Annotated in this window: 17 protein-coding genes; 15 read left to right on the forward strand and 2 right to left on the reverse strand. The window is 67.3% G+C overall.

What is annotated here, in order from left to right; all coding sequences use genetic code 11:
* Positions 1-3 precede the first annotated feature (3 nt).
* From HLA98_RS13870 to HLA98_RS13885, 4 genes are all read left to right on the forward strand, one after another.
* Positions 4-513 (forward strand): DUF1249 domain-containing protein, encoded by a 510-nt coding sequence (locus HLA98_RS13870; protein ID WP_049444638.1) that lies wholly within the window; start codon positions 4-6, stop codon positions 511-513.
* 42 nt (positions 514-555) lie between these two features.
* Positions 556-1,044, forward strand: coding sequence for an NUDIX hydrolase (locus tag HLA98_RS13875; RefSeq protein WP_049444636.1), 489 nt, complete (start codon positions 556-558; stop codon positions 1,042-1,044).
* Positions 1,045-1,187: 143 nt separating this feature from the next.
* Positions 1,188-1,817 (forward strand): DUF2239 family protein, encoded by a 630-nt coding sequence (locus tag HLA98_RS13880; protein WP_057501880.1) that lies wholly within the window; start codon positions 1,188-1,190, stop codon positions 1,815-1,817.
* A 117-nt stretch (positions 1,818-1,934) separates the two neighbouring features.
* A complete protein-coding gene (locus HLA98_RS13885; protein WP_057501867.1) occupies positions 1,935-3,296 on the forward strand; it encodes an MATE family efflux transporter in 1,362 nt (453 codons plus the stop codon).
* Between the two features lie 64 nt (positions 3,297-3,360).
* Here HLA98_RS13885 and HLA98_RS13890 read toward each other — a convergent pair whose 3' ends face one another.
* Positions 3,361-4,011 (reverse strand): class I SAM-dependent methyltransferase, encoded by a 651-nt coding sequence (locus tag HLA98_RS13890; RefSeq protein WP_057501866.1) that lies wholly within the window; start codon positions 4,009-4,011, stop codon positions 3,361-3,363.
* A gap of 344 nt (positions 4,012-4,355) precedes the next feature.
* Between HLA98_RS13890 and HLA98_RS13895 the strand changes: the two genes are divergently transcribed.
* The 10 genes from HLA98_RS13895 (at position 4,356) to HLA98_RS13940 (ending at position 14,370) form a co-directional block, all read left to right on the forward strand.
* Positions 4,356-4,970 (forward strand): CDP-alcohol phosphatidyltransferase family protein, encoded by a 615-nt coding sequence (locus tag HLA98_RS13895; protein ID WP_049444631.1) that lies wholly within the window; start codon positions 4,356-4,358, stop codon positions 4,968-4,970.
* Between the two features lie 22 nt (positions 4,971-4,992).
* Positions 4,993-6,057, forward strand: coding sequence for a class III poly(R)-hydroxyalkanoic acid synthase subunit PhaE (phaE, locus tag HLA98_RS13900; RefSeq protein WP_057501865.1), 1,065 nt, complete (start codon positions 4,993-4,995; stop codon positions 6,055-6,057).
* On the forward strand, positions 6,054-7,121 hold the full coding sequence (gene phaC, locus HLA98_RS13905) for a class III poly(R)-hydroxyalkanoic acid synthase subunit PhaC (protein WP_057501864.1): 1,068 nt from the start codon (positions 6,054-6,056) through the stop codon (positions 7,119-7,121). Before phaE ends, phaC begins: the two co-directional genes overlap by 4 nt.
* Positions 7,122-7,175: 54 nt before the next feature.
* Entirely contained in the window at positions 7,176-7,547 is a 372-nt protein-coding gene (locus HLA98_RS13910) for a YfeK family protein (RefSeq protein WP_057501863.1), read from the forward strand.
* Positions 7,548-7,612: 65 nt separating this feature from the next.
* A complete protein-coding gene (locus HLA98_RS13915) occupies positions 7,613-7,816 on the forward strand; it encodes a PspC domain-containing protein (RefSeq protein ID WP_010484929.1) in 204 nt (67 codons plus the stop codon).
* Complete coding sequence (locus HLA98_RS13920) at positions 7,813-8,265, forward strand: hypothetical protein (RefSeq protein ID WP_057501862.1); 453 nt, start codon at positions 7,813-7,815, stop codon at positions 8,263-8,265. The genes HLA98_RS13915 and HLA98_RS13920 overlap by 4 nt, the downstream gene beginning before the upstream one ends.
* A gap of 604 nt (positions 8,266-8,869) precedes the next feature.
* Entirely contained in the window at positions 8,870-9,085 is a 216-nt protein-coding gene (locus HLA98_RS13925; protein WP_005410085.1) for a hypothetical protein, read from the forward strand.
* 207 nt (positions 9,086-9,292) lie between these two features.
* A complete protein-coding gene (locus HLA98_RS13930) occupies positions 9,293-11,680 on the forward strand; it encodes a Tex family protein (protein ID WP_057501452.1) in 2,388 nt (795 codons plus the stop codon).
* A 207-nt stretch (positions 11,681-11,887) separates the two neighbouring features.
* A complete protein-coding gene (locus HLA98_RS13935; protein ID WP_057501451.1) occupies positions 11,888-14,077 on the forward strand; it encodes a PAS domain S-box protein in 2,190 nt (729 codons plus the stop codon).
* 62 nt (positions 14,078-14,139) lie between these two features.
* Positions 14,140-14,370 (forward strand): hypothetical protein, encoded by a 231-nt coding sequence (locus tag HLA98_RS13940; protein ID WP_057501450.1) that lies wholly within the window; start codon positions 14,140-14,142, stop codon positions 14,368-14,370.
* A gap of 38 nt (positions 14,371-14,408) precedes the next feature.
* Here HLA98_RS13940 and HLA98_RS13945 read toward each other — a convergent pair whose 3' ends face one another.
* Positions 14,409-15,497 (reverse strand): DUF5694 domain-containing protein, encoded by a 1,089-nt coding sequence (locus tag HLA98_RS13945; protein ID WP_057501449.1) that lies wholly within the window; start codon positions 15,495-15,497, stop codon positions 14,409-14,411.
* A 111-nt stretch (positions 15,498-15,608) separates the two neighbouring features.
* Here HLA98_RS13945 and HLA98_RS13950 point away from each other — a divergent pair, with 111 nt between their 5' ends.
* Positions 15,609-16,118 (forward strand): GNAT family N-acetyltransferase, encoded by a 510-nt coding sequence (locus HLA98_RS13950; RefSeq protein ID WP_232015513.1) that lies wholly within the window; start codon positions 15,609-15,611, stop codon positions 16,116-16,118.
* Positions 16,119-16,254 lie beyond the last annotated feature (136 nt).

The raw sequence follows: 16,254 nt of genomic DNA on the forward strand, positions 1-16,254 counted from the left end.
CCCATGGCCCGAGCCTTGCCCCGCACCGAACGCATTCCCCGCCTGAGCCGGTTGAGCTGGCTCATGGGCCTGTACGCGGAAAACTACCGCCACCTGGTGCGCCTGTTCGAACCGGCCGGACTGGTGGCGGGCAGCTACATCTCCTCCATCGGCGACGGCCTGGATGTTCGCCTGGACGTGATCGAGTGCCATCGCTACACGGTGGAACTGCGCCTGACCTACGACCTGGCCGACCCGGTCACCGGCGAGCCGGATCCGTCAGCCTATGTGCGCCTGTACCGTGACGCGCGCCAGGCCGAGACCACCCACTGCTACGTGGGCCGTCGCTGGCAGGACACCATGGGCCTGTACCCGCCGCCGGCGGAGCTGATCAGCCACCGCATGCGGATGAATACCTTCCTCGGCAAGTGGCTGGAATATCTGGCCGAGCGCGGCCACGGTGTGGCCACCCTGCGCCGCGATCCCGATGGCGCCGGTGCGGCTGCCGAGCGCCGCCTGTCGCTGGTGCGCTGATCGGCCATAATCCCCGGCTGACCTGCCGCTGGATGCTGCCCCATGCCCTATACCCCGATCGTCGCCACCCTGGGCTACGTGCTGTCGCCCGATCGTCGCCAGGTGCTGATGATCCACCGCAACACCCGGCCGGGTGACCACCACCTGGGCAAGTACAACGGGCTGGGCGGCAAGATCGAACCGACCGAAGACGTCGCGGCAGGCATGCGCCGCGAAATCGCCGAGGAAGCCGGCATCGACTGCACCGGCATGCGCCTGCGCGGCACCATCAGCTGGCCGGGTTTCGGCAAGCACGGCGAAGACTGGCTGGGCTTCGTGTTCGTCATCGATGGATTCGAGGGCACTCCACATGGTGGCAACCACGAAGGCACGCTGGAGTGGGTGGACCTGGACAAGCTGGACACGCTGCCGATGTGGGAGGGCGACCGCAACTTCCTGCCGCTGGTGTTCGACGCCGATCCGCGCCCGTTCCACGGCGTGATGCCGTACAAGGATGGCCGCATGGTGAGCTGGTCCTACAGCCGGCTGTGACTCCGGGGATCTGGTGGGTGCCTACCATTCGGGTGGGTGCCAACCTTGGTTGGCACGCCCTTCTGATCGATTAATACCCGGGCAATATTGACGGGATAAAATTACCCGGGTAATATTTGCGCATCGCCTCTGATGTCAGTGCCATGCCTGCGTCCCGACTCCCTCCCTTCAGCTGCTTCGACGGCCACCGCCTGGTCGCTTCCGGTACCCGGGAAGTGGCTGCGCTGGCGTTGAAGCAGCTGCGCGCCGACAACGCTGCCGGTCCGCTGCTCGTGTTCGACAACGCTACCGGCCGCACCCGTGATTTCGATACGCGCGGTTGCGACGCAGAACTGCTGGCGCGGGTGGCGGAGGCGTTTCCATCGGCCGTGGAAGCGGACGCCGGAATCGCTCTCGAAGACGCACCTGTTGCCCCGCGCGGCCGCGGCCGCCCCAAGCTGGGCGTGGTCGCCCGCGAAGTGACGTTGCTGCCGCGCCACTGGGCATGGCTGGCAGAACAGCCGGGTGGAGCCTCCGTGGTTCTGCGCAGGCTGGTGGAGTCGGCCAGCCGTGCCGGTGCGGACAAGGACCGGCAGCGCCGCCACAGCGAGCGTGCCTATCACTTCCTGCAGACCATCGCCGGTGACCTTCCGGGTTTCGAGGAAGCGATCCGTGTCCTGTTCGCGCACGACCGGGCGGGCCTGGAAATGGCGCTGCGCAGCTGGCCCGAGGATGTGCGCGATCACGCCCTGCGCCTGGCTTTCGATGATTCTTCGGGCCACGCCGACAGCTGAGCCATCGAGCCGTCGTTGAGCGGCGGCGCCACCTGATCGCGGGCTACCGCCCGCTCCCCTGTGCTTGCTTTGCTGGCGGAAACGCCGGTCAGGGCGGCGCCTTGCCCAGAGAACCCCATGGACACCCCCGCACATCCCATCCCCCCGGTCGCGCCGGCCCTCTGGCGCACCTATCTGACCCTGCTGCTGCCGATGCTGCTGACCAACGCATTGCAGTTGGCCGCAGGCACGCTGGACAACATCTACCTCGGCCATCTGCTGGGTACGCAGGCGGTGGCCGCCGCCGCGGCGTTCTTCCCTGTCTTCTTCCTGCTGCTGGCCCTGGTATTGGGCTTGGCGACCGGCGCGATGGTGCTGATCGGCCAGGCCTGGGGCGCGGGCCGGCCGCAACAGGCTCGCGCGGTGGCCGGCAGTGCGGTGGCACTGATTCTGCTGTTGTCAGTGCTGGTGATGGCGGTGGGCGGCGGTTTCGCGCCACAGCTGCTGGCGGCACTGGGCACGCCAGCGCCGATCCTCGGCGAATCCATCGTCTATGCCCGTGTTCTGCTGCTCGCTGCACCGGCGTTCTTCCTGCTGTGGCTGGCCACTACGGTGAGCCGTGCGGTGGGCGACCCGAAGACACCGCTGCATGCGCTGCTGCTGGCCACGGTGGTTGGCCTGCTGTGCACGCCGCTGCTGATCCTGGGCTGGGCCGGCCTGCCACGGCTGGGCGCGGCCAGTGCGGCAGTCTCGGCGGCGCTCGCCTCGCTGCTGGCCCTGGCCTGGCTGATGTGGCAGTGGCAGCGGATGGGGCACCCGCTGGCACCGGGGCATGAGTTGCTGCAAGCCATCCGCTTCGATGGAGCGCTGATCCGTTCGATGCTGCGCATCGGCGTACCGTCTTCGCTGCAGATGCTCAGTCTGGCCGTGGCCGAGATCGTGCTGCTGGGCTGGATCAATCGCCACGGTTATACCGCCACGGCCGCCTACGGCGCGGTCAATCAGTTGATGAGCTGGGTGCAGCTGCCGGCGATGTCGCTGGGTATCACCGCCACCATCCTCGCGGCGCATGCGATGGGTGCCGGGCGTACGGAGCGGTTGCCCGCCATCGCCCGCACCGGGGTGATGCTGGGTCTGGCGATGCTGACAGTCGTGGTGCTGCTGGTGATGGCGCTGGCGCCATGGCTGACTGGCTTGATCCTGGCGGCTGCAGAGGCGCGCGAACTGGCCACGCAGCAGTTGCGTACGGTGGTGTGGGGCGTGCTGGCGATGGGAGGCAGTGCGGTGCTGGTCGGAGTGATGCGCGGCAGCGGCACGGTGCTGTTGCCAGCGTTGCTGGGCATGGCTGCCGTGTTGCTGCTGGAGCTGCCGCTGGCGATGTGGCTGCAGGCGCGGCAGGGTCTGCCGGGGCTGTGGTGGGCGTGGCCGTTGGGACTGGTGGCCATGCTGGTGATGCAGGTGCTCTGTTTTGCTCGCTGGCGGCGGGTGCAGGCTGGGTAGTGCCAGCCGCTGGCCGGCAATCCGGAATGGCCGGGGCAGCCGGCCAGCGGCCGGCTCTACCACTTCAGCGCCGATGTGCCAGCAGCAGGTGGAAGTGCTTTTCGCGGGTCTGGCCGTCATTGCCGGCCGTGGATTCCCGGTGGCTCCTCCAGGCCGACACGCGGAAGCCGGACACACGCAGGGCAAGCTCCACCGCGTCCAGCTCATGTAGCTGGAAGTCGGCGGCAAATGGCAGGCTGCGCATGAAGCTGGCATCACCAAAGGCCAGGCACAGGCGGCCACCCCGGCGCAGTACCCGCGCCAGCTCGTCCAGCACCGGGGCCAGGTTCGGCCAGAAGTACAGGGTGTTGACCGCCAGCGCGGCATCCATCGCGGCATCGGCGACCGGCAGCGCATGGGCGTCGCCATGTCGCATCGCCGCACGCTCGGTCAACCCGGCGCTGGTCAGCCGCTGGTTGCCGGCCTCGACCATGGCCGTGGACAGCTCGATGCCCAGATAGTGGCTGCCGGCGGCCTGCAGCATCAGCGGCGCGAAGGCCGCATTGCCCGGGCCGACCTCCAGGATCCGTTCGCCAGCGCCAACGGCCAGCAGCCCGATCGAGGCCAGGTTGAGTGCGCCGTTGCTGCGGTTCATCGAGTCGGCGACCGCCAGCGCCGCCTCGCCATGGGGCTGCCGCAGCTGTGCGGCCAGGGTGGGAGCATCCAGCATCATCATCGTCCGTTGCAGAGTTTCGGACGTGGCGGCGGCGGGTCCGCCGGTGACCATAGCGCCGACCTTGTGGCTTGGGAAGTAGGGAAACCCCGCTCCAGGGTGATGAGGAAATGTCCACCGTCGCAGTCGGTGAGATCTGGTTGTCCACAGGGGGTGTGGATTACGCGTGGGCAACTTTGTGGATAAGCCGCGACAGGCGCCACCCCCCTAGGCTGTCAAGATGGGTGGCGAAAAATTCACCGCCGGTGAGGGTGGGTGAGGGAGCGGTGAAGAATCAGTCCCGTCGGCGCTGTCGCCGGCGGTGGCGCTCGCGGTAACCTGTGGGCCTTGATGCCCCGTGAGACTCCATGAAACGTCACTTCTCGATGCTGCGCGAATTCCAGCTGGCCGACTGGTTCACCCTGGCCAATGCGTTCTGCGGCACCGGTGCGGTGTTTGCCGCGATGCGCTTCCTGCAGGATGGCGAGCGTGGCTACCTGCTGTTCGGCATGGCACTGATCCCGCTGGCCTTCATCTTCGACGCCCTCGACGGGCGCATCGCGCGCTGGCGCAAGTCCAGTTCCACCCTGGGCCGCGAGCTGGATTCGCTGTCAGACGTGATCTCCTTCGGCGTGGCCCCGGCGGCGCTGGCGTATGCCTGCGGCATGCAGGGCGGCTGGGACTGGCTGGTGCTGAGCTACTTCGTCTGCTGCGGCGTCAGCCGCCTGGCGCGCTACAACGTCACCGCCGAGGCACTGGCCGGCGACGAGGGCAAGGTCACGTATTTCGAAGGCACCCCGATCCCGACCAGCCTGGTGCTGGTGATCGTGCTGGCGATCGCTGCCGGCACCGGCGCCATCGGTCGGGACATCTGGTTCGGCCAGTGGCAGATCGGTCCGTGGCAGCTGCATCCGATGGTGCTGCTGTTCGCCCTGTCCGGGTCGCTGATGATCAGCAAGACCCTGCGTATCCCCAAGCCATGAGCCAGCGCTGCGGAGGCCTGCGATGACCAGCTCGGCCCATGATGCCGGCAGCAGCGATTTCGAGACGCTGGCCCGGCAGTATTTCGGCGCCTGGGGCGATGCCCTGCGCCATGCGACCACGCCCGGTGCGCCGGCTGGCGACGACCCCGGCAGCTGGAAGCGGCTGTTCGATTGGTGGGGTCAACTGCTGCCCGAACAGGGGCAGGGCGCGCCGGAAGATGCGGTGCGCCGTTTCCGCGAACAGGCGGGCAGCTGGTACGGCACCATGCAGGAGGTCGCTGCGCGCTTCGCCGGCCGCGACGCCAGCAGCGCTGATGTGGCCCAGGCCTGGCGCGAGGCGGTGCAGGGGCAGGGCGACGGCATGCTGCAGTGGATGCTGCAAGGCGCTCGTGGCAGCACCCAGGCCGGCGCCGCCGTGCCCGAGTTCGCTGCATGGCTGCAGCAGTTCCAGCTGCAGGCTGGCCCGTGGCTGCAGAGCCCGGCGTTCGGCCCCGGCCGCGAGCACCAGGCGCGCTGGCAGGCACTGCTGCGGGCGCAGGAGGAGTACCAGCAGCATTCGCGCGCCTACGTCGATCAGATCAAGCAGGCGCTGGACGAGGCCTTCGCGCTGTTCGAGCAGCGTCTGGCCGAGCACGAACAGCCCGGCAGCCAGTTGACCAGCGCTCGCGCGATGTTCGACCTGTGGATCGAAGTGGCCGAGGAGGCCTACGCCAAGGTCGCCATGTCCGAACCGTTCCAGCAGGTGTATGCCGCGCTGGGCAACGCACAGATGCGCTTGCGCGCCGGCTTGCAGCGCGAGGTGGAACAGATGAGTGAACGTATCGGCTTGCCGACCCGCAGCGAGATGGACGCCGCGCACCGCCGCATCGCCGAGTTGGAGCGCAGCCTGCGTCGCCTGCAGGCACAGGTGGTGGCCATGGCCGGTACGGGCAACGTCGATCCGGTGGCACAGCCGGCGCCGGCGAAGGTGAAGCCGGTCGCGCGCAAGGCCGCGAAGAAGGCCGCTCCGGTAAAGAAGGCGGCTGCGAAAAAGGCGCCTGCGAAGAAGGCTGCACCTCGCACTTCCACTCGGACGCCTGACCGATGAAGGGACCGCTGGGCTTCAACGCCGATGACCTGATGCAGGAAACCCTGGCCATGCAGCGCAAGCTGATGGAAGGCCTGAAGCTGCTGCCGCAGGTGGAAGACGTGGACTATGGCGTAACCGCCCGCGAGGAAGTCTGGCGCGACGGCAAGGTGGTGCTGTACCGCTTCGTCGGCGAACAGGCACCGACCCGGCGCACGCCGCTGCTGATCGTCTACGCGCTGGTCAACCGACCGTACATGGTCGACCTTCAGGCCGACCGTTCGCTGGTGCAGAAGCTGCTGGCGCTGGGCCAGGACGTCTACGTGCTGGACTGGGGCTATCCGGACCGCTCGGAGCGCTTCCAGACCTTGGAGGACTACCTGCTGCGCTACATCGATGGCGCGGTGGATGCGCTGCGCGTGCGCAGTGGTGGCCCGGTCGACCTGCTCGGCATCTGCCAGGGCGGCGTGTTCGCGCTGTGCTACGCCGCGTTGCGCCGGCAGAAGCTGGGCAAGCTGATCACCATGGTCACCCCGGTCGACTTCCAGACCGCCGACAACATGCTCTCGCACTGGGCACGGCAGGTGGATGTGGACCTGCTGGTGGATACGCTGGGCAACATCCCGGCTGACCTGATGAATGCCAGTTACCTGATGCTCAAGCCGTTCCGCCTGAACGTGCAGAAGTACGTGGGCCTGCTCGACATCCTCGATGACAAGGCGGCGCTGGAGGATTTCCTGCGCATGGAGAAGTGGATCTTCGATTCGCCGGACCTGGCGGGCGAGGCGTTCCGCGACTTCATCAAGCAGTTCTACCAGGGCAACGGGCTGGTGAACGGCACGGTGCGGATCGGCGAGGAGGCGGTGGATCTGTCGCAAGTGACCCTGCCGGTGCTGAACATCTACGCCGAGCAGGACCATCTTGTGCCGCCGGATGCCTCGCGCGCGATGCGTGGGCGTTTGGGCACGGACGACTACACCGAGTCCAGTTTCCGCGGTGGCCATATTGGTATCTACGTGTCCGGCCGCGCGCAGCGCGAAGTGCCGGCCACGATCGATGGCTGGCTGAAGGCGCGCGACGCGTAAAGCCTGCTTCGTTTTTGTAGCGTCGAGCCATGCTCGACTGCATGGAGAATGATGATGTTGCAAAGGAATTCGATGCTGCTTGCCGCGCTGCTGCTGGCGGCCCCTATTGCCCAGGCCGCGCCCAGTGCGGACGCAAAGCGCGAGATCGCCCAGCTGATCGCCAGCCTGGACGGCTCCCAGTGCCGTTTCCAGCGCAATGGCAGCTGGTACGACGGCAGCGACGCGCGCGGGCATCTGCAGCGCAAGTACGACTACCTGCTGAAGAAGGACATGGTGGACAGCGCCGAGCAGTTCATCGAGCGCGCCGCCAGCCAGAGCAGCATGAGTGGCAAACCCTATCGCATCCAGTGTCCGGGACAGCCTGAACAGACCGCAGCCGCCTGGTTTGGTGCGCGGCTGCAGGCGCTGCGTCACCGCACGCCGTAGACATGGGGGCGGTGTAGAGTCGAACCATGCTCGACCGCTTTTTTCCGTAGCCCAGGAGAACCGCCATGAACACCACGCCGCGCACGCTGTCGCGTTCATTGAACGACCGCATGATTGCCGGCGTGATGGGCGGCATCGCCCACCGCTTCGGCTGGAACCCCACGCTGGTGCGGATCGTGTTCGTGCTGGTCTCGATCGGTTCGGCGGCCTTCCCCGGCATCCTGGTCTACCTGATCCTGTGGCTGCTGATGCCGAACGAGGCCGATTGAAGACTGCCCCGGAGCCCTGGGCGATCTGGCTGCGCGCGCTGCAGGTGCTGGGAGCGGTGTGGACGTCACCCAATTCCCTGCTCGGCGTGATCGGCGGCCTGGCCGGCATGCTGGGTGGCGCAACAGTGCGCTGGAGCGGCCGTGACTGTGCGCTGGTGTTCGACCGCTGGCCGTGGGGACCGGGTGGGGCGATCACGCTGGGCAATGTGATCCTGCACACCGGCCATGACCTGGGCATCTCCTGCCGCACCTATGCGCACCAGGCCGGATGGGGCGTGGAGCCGCTGATCCGGCTGGATGATCACGAACGCGCACACGTGTACCAGTACATGGTGCTGGGGCCGCTGTACCTGCCGGTGTACCTGCTGTGCGGCGGGGTGAGTGCGCGCAATCCGTTCGAGCGCGCGGCCGATCATTTCGCCCGGTTCGGGCGTGGCTGGTGGCCGTAGTTCCCAGCCAACGGCGCAGCCCCTCGTGGCTTGGTCGCGGAATGCGGTTCATGTGATTGGGCCGGGCGCGTCCAGCCACGGAGAAGAAATAGAACAGCAGAAGCGGGTCGCGCGCTGCGCTTGCTCGCAGCCGAGCATGGCCCTCTCTACAGGAAGCAACAAAGCAGCCGGCAAGGCGCTTTTGCTTTTGATCTTTTTTTCTTCTCCGTGGGTGGAGGCAGCCACCAGGAATCTGTCAGCGGCCGGGAGGGTGGGTAGGGCGGGGTGTCCGCGGCATGGATGCCGCGGCCAAGCCCCCATGGATGGGTTCACGGCGTCCCCGGCCTACCCACCTTCCCGGCCAGCCCACAGGAAACCGGCTTTCCGCGACCAACCAAACCACCCACGAGGGGCTGCGCCGTTGGCTGGAAACCCCGATTCGTTAGCCGAAAGTTAAAGATCCGTAAGCATTCTGCTGCGATCCCGCAGTCATCTGCATGCAACCGATCGTCATTAGCCTTCGTGACGTTCCAGTCAGGTTCGACGCGGTAAGCTCTCCCTCGATGAGCTCGCAGCATCGCTCATCGAGTGCAGTACGCAGTAGCAATTTGGAGGAATACATCACATGGCAATCGTTCTTTATGTCGGTGGTAGCAAGGATGGCGAGAAGGGCGTGGTGCCCTACGGCTTCAGCAAATCCCGCGCCGACACCGCGCTGGGGCCGGAGTTCTACACGGAGCGGTTCATGGAACTGCAGGGTGTCGGCAAGGTCCGCCTGATGGCCCTGGAAGGCATGCGTGACGAGATCGTCATGCAGCGCGCCGCCCGCCACTACCGCTGACCTCCGCAACACGCGGCAGGGCGCGCCCACCATCGCGCGCCCGCGCCGGCATCCCAGCCCAGGGCCAGTCCGAGCCCTCTCGTTGCCAGGATGCCGGCGTCCAATCCGGCCCCGCCGCTGAACCTCGCCCCCTGTCAATGCCTTGTCCGGCTCCGTCGTGGATTGCCAGAATGGGGTCTTCCCGAACCGCGGCACAGACCTGAAGCAATGCACGACGCCAAGAACGCACAGAGCGCGCTCGCCCAGCAGATCGCCCAGACCATCGCCGACGAGATCGGTGCCCAGTCCGCCCAGGTACGCGCCGCCGTCGGGCTGCTCGACGAGGGCGCCAGCGTTCCGTTCATTGCGCGCTACCGCAAGGAAGTGACCGGTGGCCTGGACGACACCCAGCTGCGCAATCTGGAAGTGCGCCTGACCTACCTGCGCGAGCTGGAGGACCGTCGTGCGGCGGTGCTGGCCAGCATCGGCGAGCAGGGCAAGCTCAGCGACGAACTGCGCAACGACATCCTGGCCGCCGATACAAAGAGCCGCCTGGAAGACCTGTACCTGCCGTACAAGCCCAAGCGCCGCACCCGCGCCCAGATCGCCCGCGAGGCCGGCCTGGAGCCGCTGGCCGATGGCCTGTTGGCTGATCCCACGCAGGACCCGCAGACGTTCGCGGCTACCTTCGTCGACACCGACAAGGGCGTGGCCGACACCAAGGCCGCGCTGGAAGGTGCCCGCGCGATTCTGATGGAGCGCTGGGGCGAAGATGCCGCTCTGGTCGGCGAGTTGCGCACTTGGCTGGGCGAGACCGGCGTGATCCGTGCCCGCGTGGCCGAGGGCAAGGAAACCGAAGGCGCCAAGTACCGCGATTACTTCGAGCATGCCGAGGCGCTGGCGAAGATTCCATCGCACCGCTTGCTGGCACTGTTCCGTGCGCGCCGCGAGGAGATCCTGTTCCTGGAACTGGACCCGGGCAGTGATGCCGAGGCCGGCCACCAGTACGCCGAAGGACGCGTGGCGCGCAAGGCCGGGATTGCCGACCAGGGCCGTGCCGCCGACCGTTGGCTGCTGGATGCCTGCCGCCTGACCTGGCGCGCCAAGCTGCACACCCATCTGTTGCTGGACCTGTTCAACCAGGCCCGCGAGAAGGCCGAGGCCGAGGCCATCGCGGTGTTCGGAGACAACCTGAAGGACCTGCTGCTGGCGGCTCCGGCCGGCCCGAAGACCGTGCTCGGGCTGGACCCGGGTATCCGCACCGGTTGCAAGATCGCCGTGGTGGATGCCACCGGCAAGCTGGTCGCCACCGACACCATCTACCCCCACGAACCCCGCCGTCAGTGGGAGCAGTCGCTGCAGACGATCAAGCAGCTGTGCGCCAAGCACAACGTCGAGCTGATCGCGATCGGCAACGGCACCGCCAGCCGCGAGACCGACAAGCTGGCCGGCGAAGCGATCAAGGCCGCTGGCAACCCGAAGCTGCAGAAGGTGGTGGTCAGCGAGGCCGGTGCCTCGGTGTACTCGGCCTCCGAGTTCGCGGCCAGGGAATTCCCGGGTCTGGACGTGTCGCTGCGTGGCGCGGTGTCGATCGCGCGCCGCCTGCAGGACCCGCTGGCCGAACTGGTCAAGATCGATCCCAAGGCGATCGGTGTCGGCCAGTACCAGCACGACGTGGATCAGTACCGGCTGGCGCGGGCGCTGGACGCGCGCGTGGAGGACTGCGTGAACGCGGTCGGCGTGTACGTGAACACCGCCTCGGCCGCGCTGCTGTCGCGGGTGTCCGGCCTGTCGGCCACGGTGGCCGAGAACATCGTGCGCCATCGTGACGACAACGGCCCGTTCAAGCGTCGCAAGGACCTGCTCAAGGTCGCGCGCCTGGGCGAGAAGACCTTCGAGCAGTGCGCGGGCTTCCTGCGTATCGCCGATGGTGACCAGCCGCTGGACGCCTCGGCGGTACACCCGGAAGCCTATCCGGTGGTCGAGCGCATCGTGGCCAGCACCGCGCGCCCGATCAAGGCGCTGATCGGTGATGGCAGCTTCCTGCGTGGCCTGAAGGCAGAACAGTTCACCGACGACACCTTCGGCGTGCCGACCGTGCGCGACATCCTGAAGGAACTGGAAAAGCCGGGCCGCGATCCGCGTCCGGAGTTCAAGGCCGCGCGCTTTGCCGAGGGCGTCGAGGACATCAAGGACCTGCGCGAAGGCATGGTGCTGGAAGGCGTCGTGAGCAACGTGGCCGCCTTCGGTGCCTTTGTCGATATCGGCGTGCACCAGGATGGCCTGATCCACATCTCGGCGCTGTCCGATACCTTCGTGAAGGACCCGCGCGACGTGGTCAAGGCCGGCGACATCGTCAAGGTGAAGGTGCTGGAGGTGGACGTGGCGCGCAAGCGCATCGCCCTGACCCGGCGCCTGGACGATACCCCCGGCCAGGCCACGAGCCGCCCTGGCCAGCGCGATGAGCGAGGCCAGGGGCAGGGGCCTCGCCGTGACGCGGGCGGCCAGAACCGTGGGCCGAACCGCGGCCAGGGCGCCACCAGCCGTCCCGCCCAGTCTGCGCCGCCGGCCAACAACGCCCTCGCCGAGGCCTTCGCACGGGCCAGGCGCAGCTGAGGATCGTGCCCCCCGTCACGGTTGATCCGGGGCGGGGGACTTGTCGGTTTTCCCCGTGATTGCGCACACTTGCGCCTGAGGGGGGCGTTCGGCCTCCCCGCTGTCGCTGGGGAGGGCCATGACGCCAGCACGACCCGCCGTCTTCGTCGCAGGCTGCAGCGTTTCGCTGCGGTCGGCGCCTGCCCGTGCCGGCAGGGGACCGGAGTGATGGCGGGCCAGGGAAACAACAGCAACGGGCTGCTTGAGCGGCGCCTGCAGGAGCTGTCCGAAGAGCGCCGCCGGCTGGCGATGATCATCGATGGCACTGCTGCGGGCACCTGGGAATGGAACGTGCAGACCGGCGAGATGCGGGTCAACGCGCGCTGGGCCGAGATCGTCGGCTACCGCCTGGAAGAACTGGAACCGATCTGCCAGAAGACCTTCCTGAAGCTGGTGCACCCGGATGACATCGCGGTGTCCGATGCAGCGCTGGATGAGCATTTTGAAGGGCGCGCCGACAACTACGCCTGCCTGCTGCGCATGCGCCACAAGAACGGCCAGTGGATCTGGATCCAGGACCGCGGCCGGGTCTTTGAGTGGGATGGGCAGGGCAAACCGCTGTGGATGGCCGGTGCCCATGCGGATGTGACCGAGCTGCAGCAGGCCCGCCAGGATGCGGCCGAGACCCGCCAGCGCCTGCAGGCGGTGGTCGATGCCTCTGACGAGGTTGCGGTGATCGCTACCGATACCGACGGCACCATCACCCTGTTCAATACCGGCGCACAGCGCCTGCTCGGTTACACCGCGTCGGAGGTCGTCGGCCAGCGCCGCCTCGATGCCTTCCATGATCCGGCCGAACTGCAGGCCTGGTTGCAGCCGCTGGCCGATGCTGATGGCAATCTGCCCGGCGTGTTCGAGGCGCTGAGCGCGCGTGCTGACGGACAGACCTACTCGCGGCAATGGACGCTGCGGCGCAAGGATGGCCAGTCACGCCAGGTGCGCCTGTCGATCAGCCGCATGGAAGGCGCCAACGGAGCGCGTATCGGCTACGTCGGCATGGCGATCGACATTACCGAGATCCTGCAGGCGCGCGCCGAGGCGCGCCTGTCGGCGGAGAAGTTCGCCGGCGCGTTCACCAGTGCGGCGCTGGGCATGGCGCTGGTGTCGCTGGAAGGCCGCTGGCTGGACGTCAATGACGCACTGTGCCGGATCCTGGGCTACCCCCGCGAAGAGCTGCTGCAGGTCGATTTCCAGCGGCTGACCCACCCCGATGACCTGCAGACCGATCTGGCCCTGGTGCAGGACCTGCTGGCCGGGCGGCGCAGCCACTACCACCTGGAGAAACGCTACCTCGATCGCGATGGACGCGTGATCTGGGCGCGGCTGTCGGTATCGCTGGTGCGCAACGAGCACGGCGAGCCGCTGCATTTCGTGTCGCAGATCCAGGACATCAGCGCCCAGCGCAGCAGCGAGCAGCGCCTGTTCGAGAGCGAGCAGCGCAGCCGTATCACGCTTGATGCGGTGGCCGACCTGGTGCTCAGTGTCAGCCTGGATGGCCGTATCGACTACGCCAATGCCGCCGCGGTGCGCACGTTGGCGGGCGACGGTGCGCTGTCGCTGGCCGGGCACAAGGTGCAGGACGTGCTGGCGTTGACCACCGAGTACGCGCCGGGGTCGGTGCTGGACGTTTCGGTACTGCTGGATCCGGAAAGCAACGCGGTGGACCTGCATGCCGACCTGCTGCTGCGCCTGGGTACTGCCACGGTGCCGGTGGACCTCACCCGCGCCTGGTTGCGCGATGACGAGGGCCACGTTCGCGGCGCGGTCTGGGTGCTGCGCGACGATACCCAGCAGCGTGCCCGCCAGCGCGAGGCACGGCACCTGGCCGAGATCGACCCGCTGACCGAACTGAGCAACCGCCGTGGCTTCGAGGTGCACCTGCAGCAGGCGATCACCCGCGTTGAACGTACCGGCCAGGCCGCGTCGCTGATGTACATCGATCTGGACAGGTTCAAGCCGATCAATGACACCTGGGGCCATCTGGCCGGCGATGCCGTGCTGTGGGCGGTGGCCAGCGTGCTGCGTCACGGGGTGCGCGATTCGGACGTGGTGGCGCGGCTGGGCGGCGACGAGTTCGCGGTGATCCTTTCCGGGTGTACGCCGCGCCGCGCGGCCCGCATCGGCGGTGAACTGCTGCACACCTTGGCATCGCTGTCGATTCCGTGGGACCGGGACCGCCTGCATGTGGGCGCCAGCATCGGTATCGCGCCACTGGCGGGTGGGATGAGCGTGGACCAGGCTGTGGCGGCGGCTGATGCCCAGTGCTACCGGGCCAAGGCAATGGGTCGCAACAACGTGCAGGTGCAGGGCGAGGCCAGTGAGCTGCCGGGCGACGACATCGACCCGGCCGACGGCTGATCTCAGTCTGTGAGAGGGCGTGCGCGAATACTCCGCGCACTTCCCCTCGTACAGGTGACCCCATGAATGTCTGCAATCCGGTAACGGTGCGTGCCTTCGCCCCGGCTCTGGTTGGCTGGTGCCTGGCCCTGGCCGCCTGCCTGCGTGCGGAACAGCTGCGCGGCGATCTGCACGCGCAGGCCCTGCTGCCGGTACTGCAGGGCGGCGCGGCCGCCCTGCTGGTGTTCACGCTGTCCTGCATCGGTGCCGCCAGCATCGTGTTGTGGCGGACGGGCAGGAACGCAGTGGAGTGATGCGGTGGAGGATGACCGCATCCCCATGTCATGTTGCGTCAGCGTAATACTTCATCCGAACTGACCAGCTGCACATCGTGCATCAGGTTGAGGTAAGCCTCGTAGTAGCCCTTGTGCGAGGCGCCGACGATGGTCAGCATGCGGGTGCCTGGGTGCTGGCCCAGCACATCCCGCATGTTGGCGACCATGCGCAGGTTGCGGGTTTCCCAGTAGCCCACATAGTTGCGGCCGAAGCCCTCGGGAGATGGTTCCACCAGGGTCGCACCGAAGTCGCTGTTGTAGGCCATCATCGCGGCGTCCGAGGTGTTGTAGGCGCGATACATCGCGAGCAGCCCCTCGGGTTTGTCGAGGTTGGCTTCGAGTGGCTCGTCAGCGGCCATTCGCGACTTGACGAATGGATTGTCCCAGGCGGCCCGGATGGCTGCGATGTAGGCCTTCCTTCGGGATTCCGGCGTGGGCGAATCCGCGGTGTGGTCGTCGACCGACCACAGCCGCTCCAGCCCCAGCCGTGCGGCCAGTACCCCTGCGACCATGCCCACTTCGTCCGGCCTGGCCATGCGGGTGTCGAGGTAGCGCACCAGCTCGGGCGTCAGGCTGTCACCGGCACGGCGCTCTTCGTTGGGCAACCGCAGCCATTGCACGACGGCCGAACCGTTCTCGCCCGCAGCGAGGAAAACCGCGGCCAACCGACGCCGCTGGGCGGCGGTGGGTGTGCCCGGCCAGTCCGCAAGCAGGCGTTCCATCTCGGCATTGGCGCTGGGTACGTCCAGCCCGGTTGCTGCCTGCGCCGGTGCTGGATCGACGCAGTAGTCCTCGACACTTCCGGCGTAGCGGCCTGGATTGCGACGCATGAAGTCGCACTGCAGGCCGGACAGGTTCTCGACCGCGATCACCGTTGGCTGCCAGGCCTGCAGACGCTGCAGCAGGGGCTCCAGCATGGCTGGCCTGAAGGTCTTCGGCAGGCTGGACAGATGCGGGCTGCCCAGCACCAGCACCTCGTTCGGGCGACCCGCAGGCGGACCCTTCAGCTGGTCGGGATGGAAGGACGGCCGATAGGCGGCATCGGCAGCCAGGGCACTGGTACTGCACAGTCCCAGGAAGAGGTAGCTGGCCAAGCGTGCAAGCATGTGATCTCCGTGTCCGCGAACATCCTTCAGGTCGCTGCATGCTGGCCGTTTCCCTGCCCCGGGGAATCCCCCGTTGGTCATGGACCTTTCGGCTTGCGTTGCATGCGTCTCATGAGCGACGCTGGATTCAATGGAAACGTGGTGCAGGACATGACCCCAGGCAACCGGGTGATCGAAAGTGCGAGGGTGTGCCTGCGGCCTTTCACGGCGGCGGATGCCGATGAGGTGTTCACCGCGATCACGCCGGGGCTGACACGCTACATGGCCTTCGAACCGCCGCCGTCGGAGGAGGCCTTCACTGCGGTCTGGCAGGCGTGGTTGCCCACCATCGCCGAGGGCACGGACATCACCTTTGTCATTCGCCTACGTGACGGTGGCGCCTTCCTTGGTCTGGCCGGCCTGCATCGGACCATGGACGCCGAGCCCGAGCTCGGCATCTGGATCGACGAAGCGATGCATGGGCAGGGCTATTGCCGGGAAGCCGTGCGGCGGTGTGGTCGTGGGCTTCCGGGCGCCTGCGATGCGCGGCATTCCGCTATCCGGTGGCCGAGCAGAACGCACCGAGCCGGCGTCTGGCCGAATCCCTGGGGGGCGTGCCCGTTGCGCGTGAGCAGCAAGTGAAGTACACGGCGATCGTTTATCGCATTCCTGCGCATATGCCTGGAGTTGCGACGGACGTCGCGGAATCCGGCTAAAGCCCCGAATTCCGTCGCCGATATCCCCTCTGGATCCCGCTCCAGTCCCCCGCTGCAGGACC

The sequence above is a fragment of the Stenotrophomonas africana genome, from assembly GCF_013004645.1.
Lineage (GTDB): Bacteria > Pseudomonadota > Gammaproteobacteria > Xanthomonadales > Xanthomonadaceae > Stenotrophomonas > Stenotrophomonas africana.

Excerpts from the sequence above, each read along its gene's own strand:
- HLA98_RS13885 (WP_057501867.1), top strand. The coding sequence starts at position 1,935 with ATGGACACCCCCGCACATCCCATCCCCCCGGTCGCGCCGGCCCTCTGG.
- HLA98_RS13940 (WP_057501450.1), top strand. The coding sequence starts at position 14,140 with ATGAATGTCTGCAATCCGGTAACGGTGCGTGCCTTCGCCCCGGCTCTG.
- HLA98_RS13895 (WP_049444631.1), top strand. The coding sequence starts at position 4,356 with ATGAAACGTCACTTCTCGATGCTGCGCGAATTCCAGCTGGCCGACTGG.
- HLA98_RS13880 (WP_057501880.1), top strand. The coding sequence starts at position 1,188 with ATGCCTGCGTCCCGACTCCCTCCCTTCAGCTGCTTCGACGGCCACCGC.
- HLA98_RS13890 (WP_057501866.1), bottom strand. The coding sequence starts at position 4,011 with ATGATGATGCTGGATGCTCCCACCCTGGCCGCACAGCTGCGGCAGCCC.
- HLA98_RS13935 (WP_057501451.1), top strand. The coding sequence starts at position 11,888 with ATGGCGGGCCAGGGAAACAACAGCAACGGGCTGCTTGAGCGGCGCCTG.
- HLA98_RS13925 (WP_005410085.1), top strand. The coding sequence starts at position 8,870 with ATGGCAATCGTTCTTTATGTCGGTGGTAGCAAGGATGGCGAGAAGGGC.
- phaE (WP_057501865.1), top strand. The coding sequence starts at position 4,993 with ATGACCAGCTCGGCCCATGATGCCGGCAGCAGCGATTTCGAGACGCTG.
- HLA98_RS13950 (WP_232015513.1), top strand. The coding sequence starts at position 15,609 with ATGAGCGACGCTGGATTCAATGGAAACGTGGTGCAGGACATGACCCCA.
- HLA98_RS13910 (WP_057501863.1), top strand. The coding sequence starts at position 7,176 with ATGTTGCAAAGGAATTCGATGCTGCTTGCCGCGCTGCTGCTGGCGGCC.
- HLA98_RS13915 (WP_010484929.1), top strand. The coding sequence starts at position 7,613 with ATGAACACCACGCCGCGCACGCTGTCGCGTTCATTGAACGACCGCATG.
- HLA98_RS13945 (WP_057501449.1), bottom strand. The coding sequence starts at position 15,497 with ATGCTTGCACGCTTGGCCAGCTACCTCTTCCTGGGACTGTGCAGTACC.
- HLA98_RS13875 (WP_049444636.1), top strand. The coding sequence starts at position 556 with ATGCCCTATACCCCGATCGTCGCCACCCTGGGCTACGTGCTGTCGCCC.
- phaC (WP_057501864.1), top strand. The coding sequence starts at position 6,054 with ATGAAGGGACCGCTGGGCTTCAACGCCGATGACCTGATGCAGGAAACC.
- HLA98_RS13870 (WP_049444638.1), top strand. The coding sequence starts at position 4 with ATGGCCCGAGCCTTGCCCCGCACCGAACGCATTCCCCGCCTGAGCCGG.
- HLA98_RS13930 (WP_057501452.1), top strand. The coding sequence starts at position 9,293 with ATGCACGACGCCAAGAACGCACAGAGCGCGCTCGCCCAGCAGATCGCC.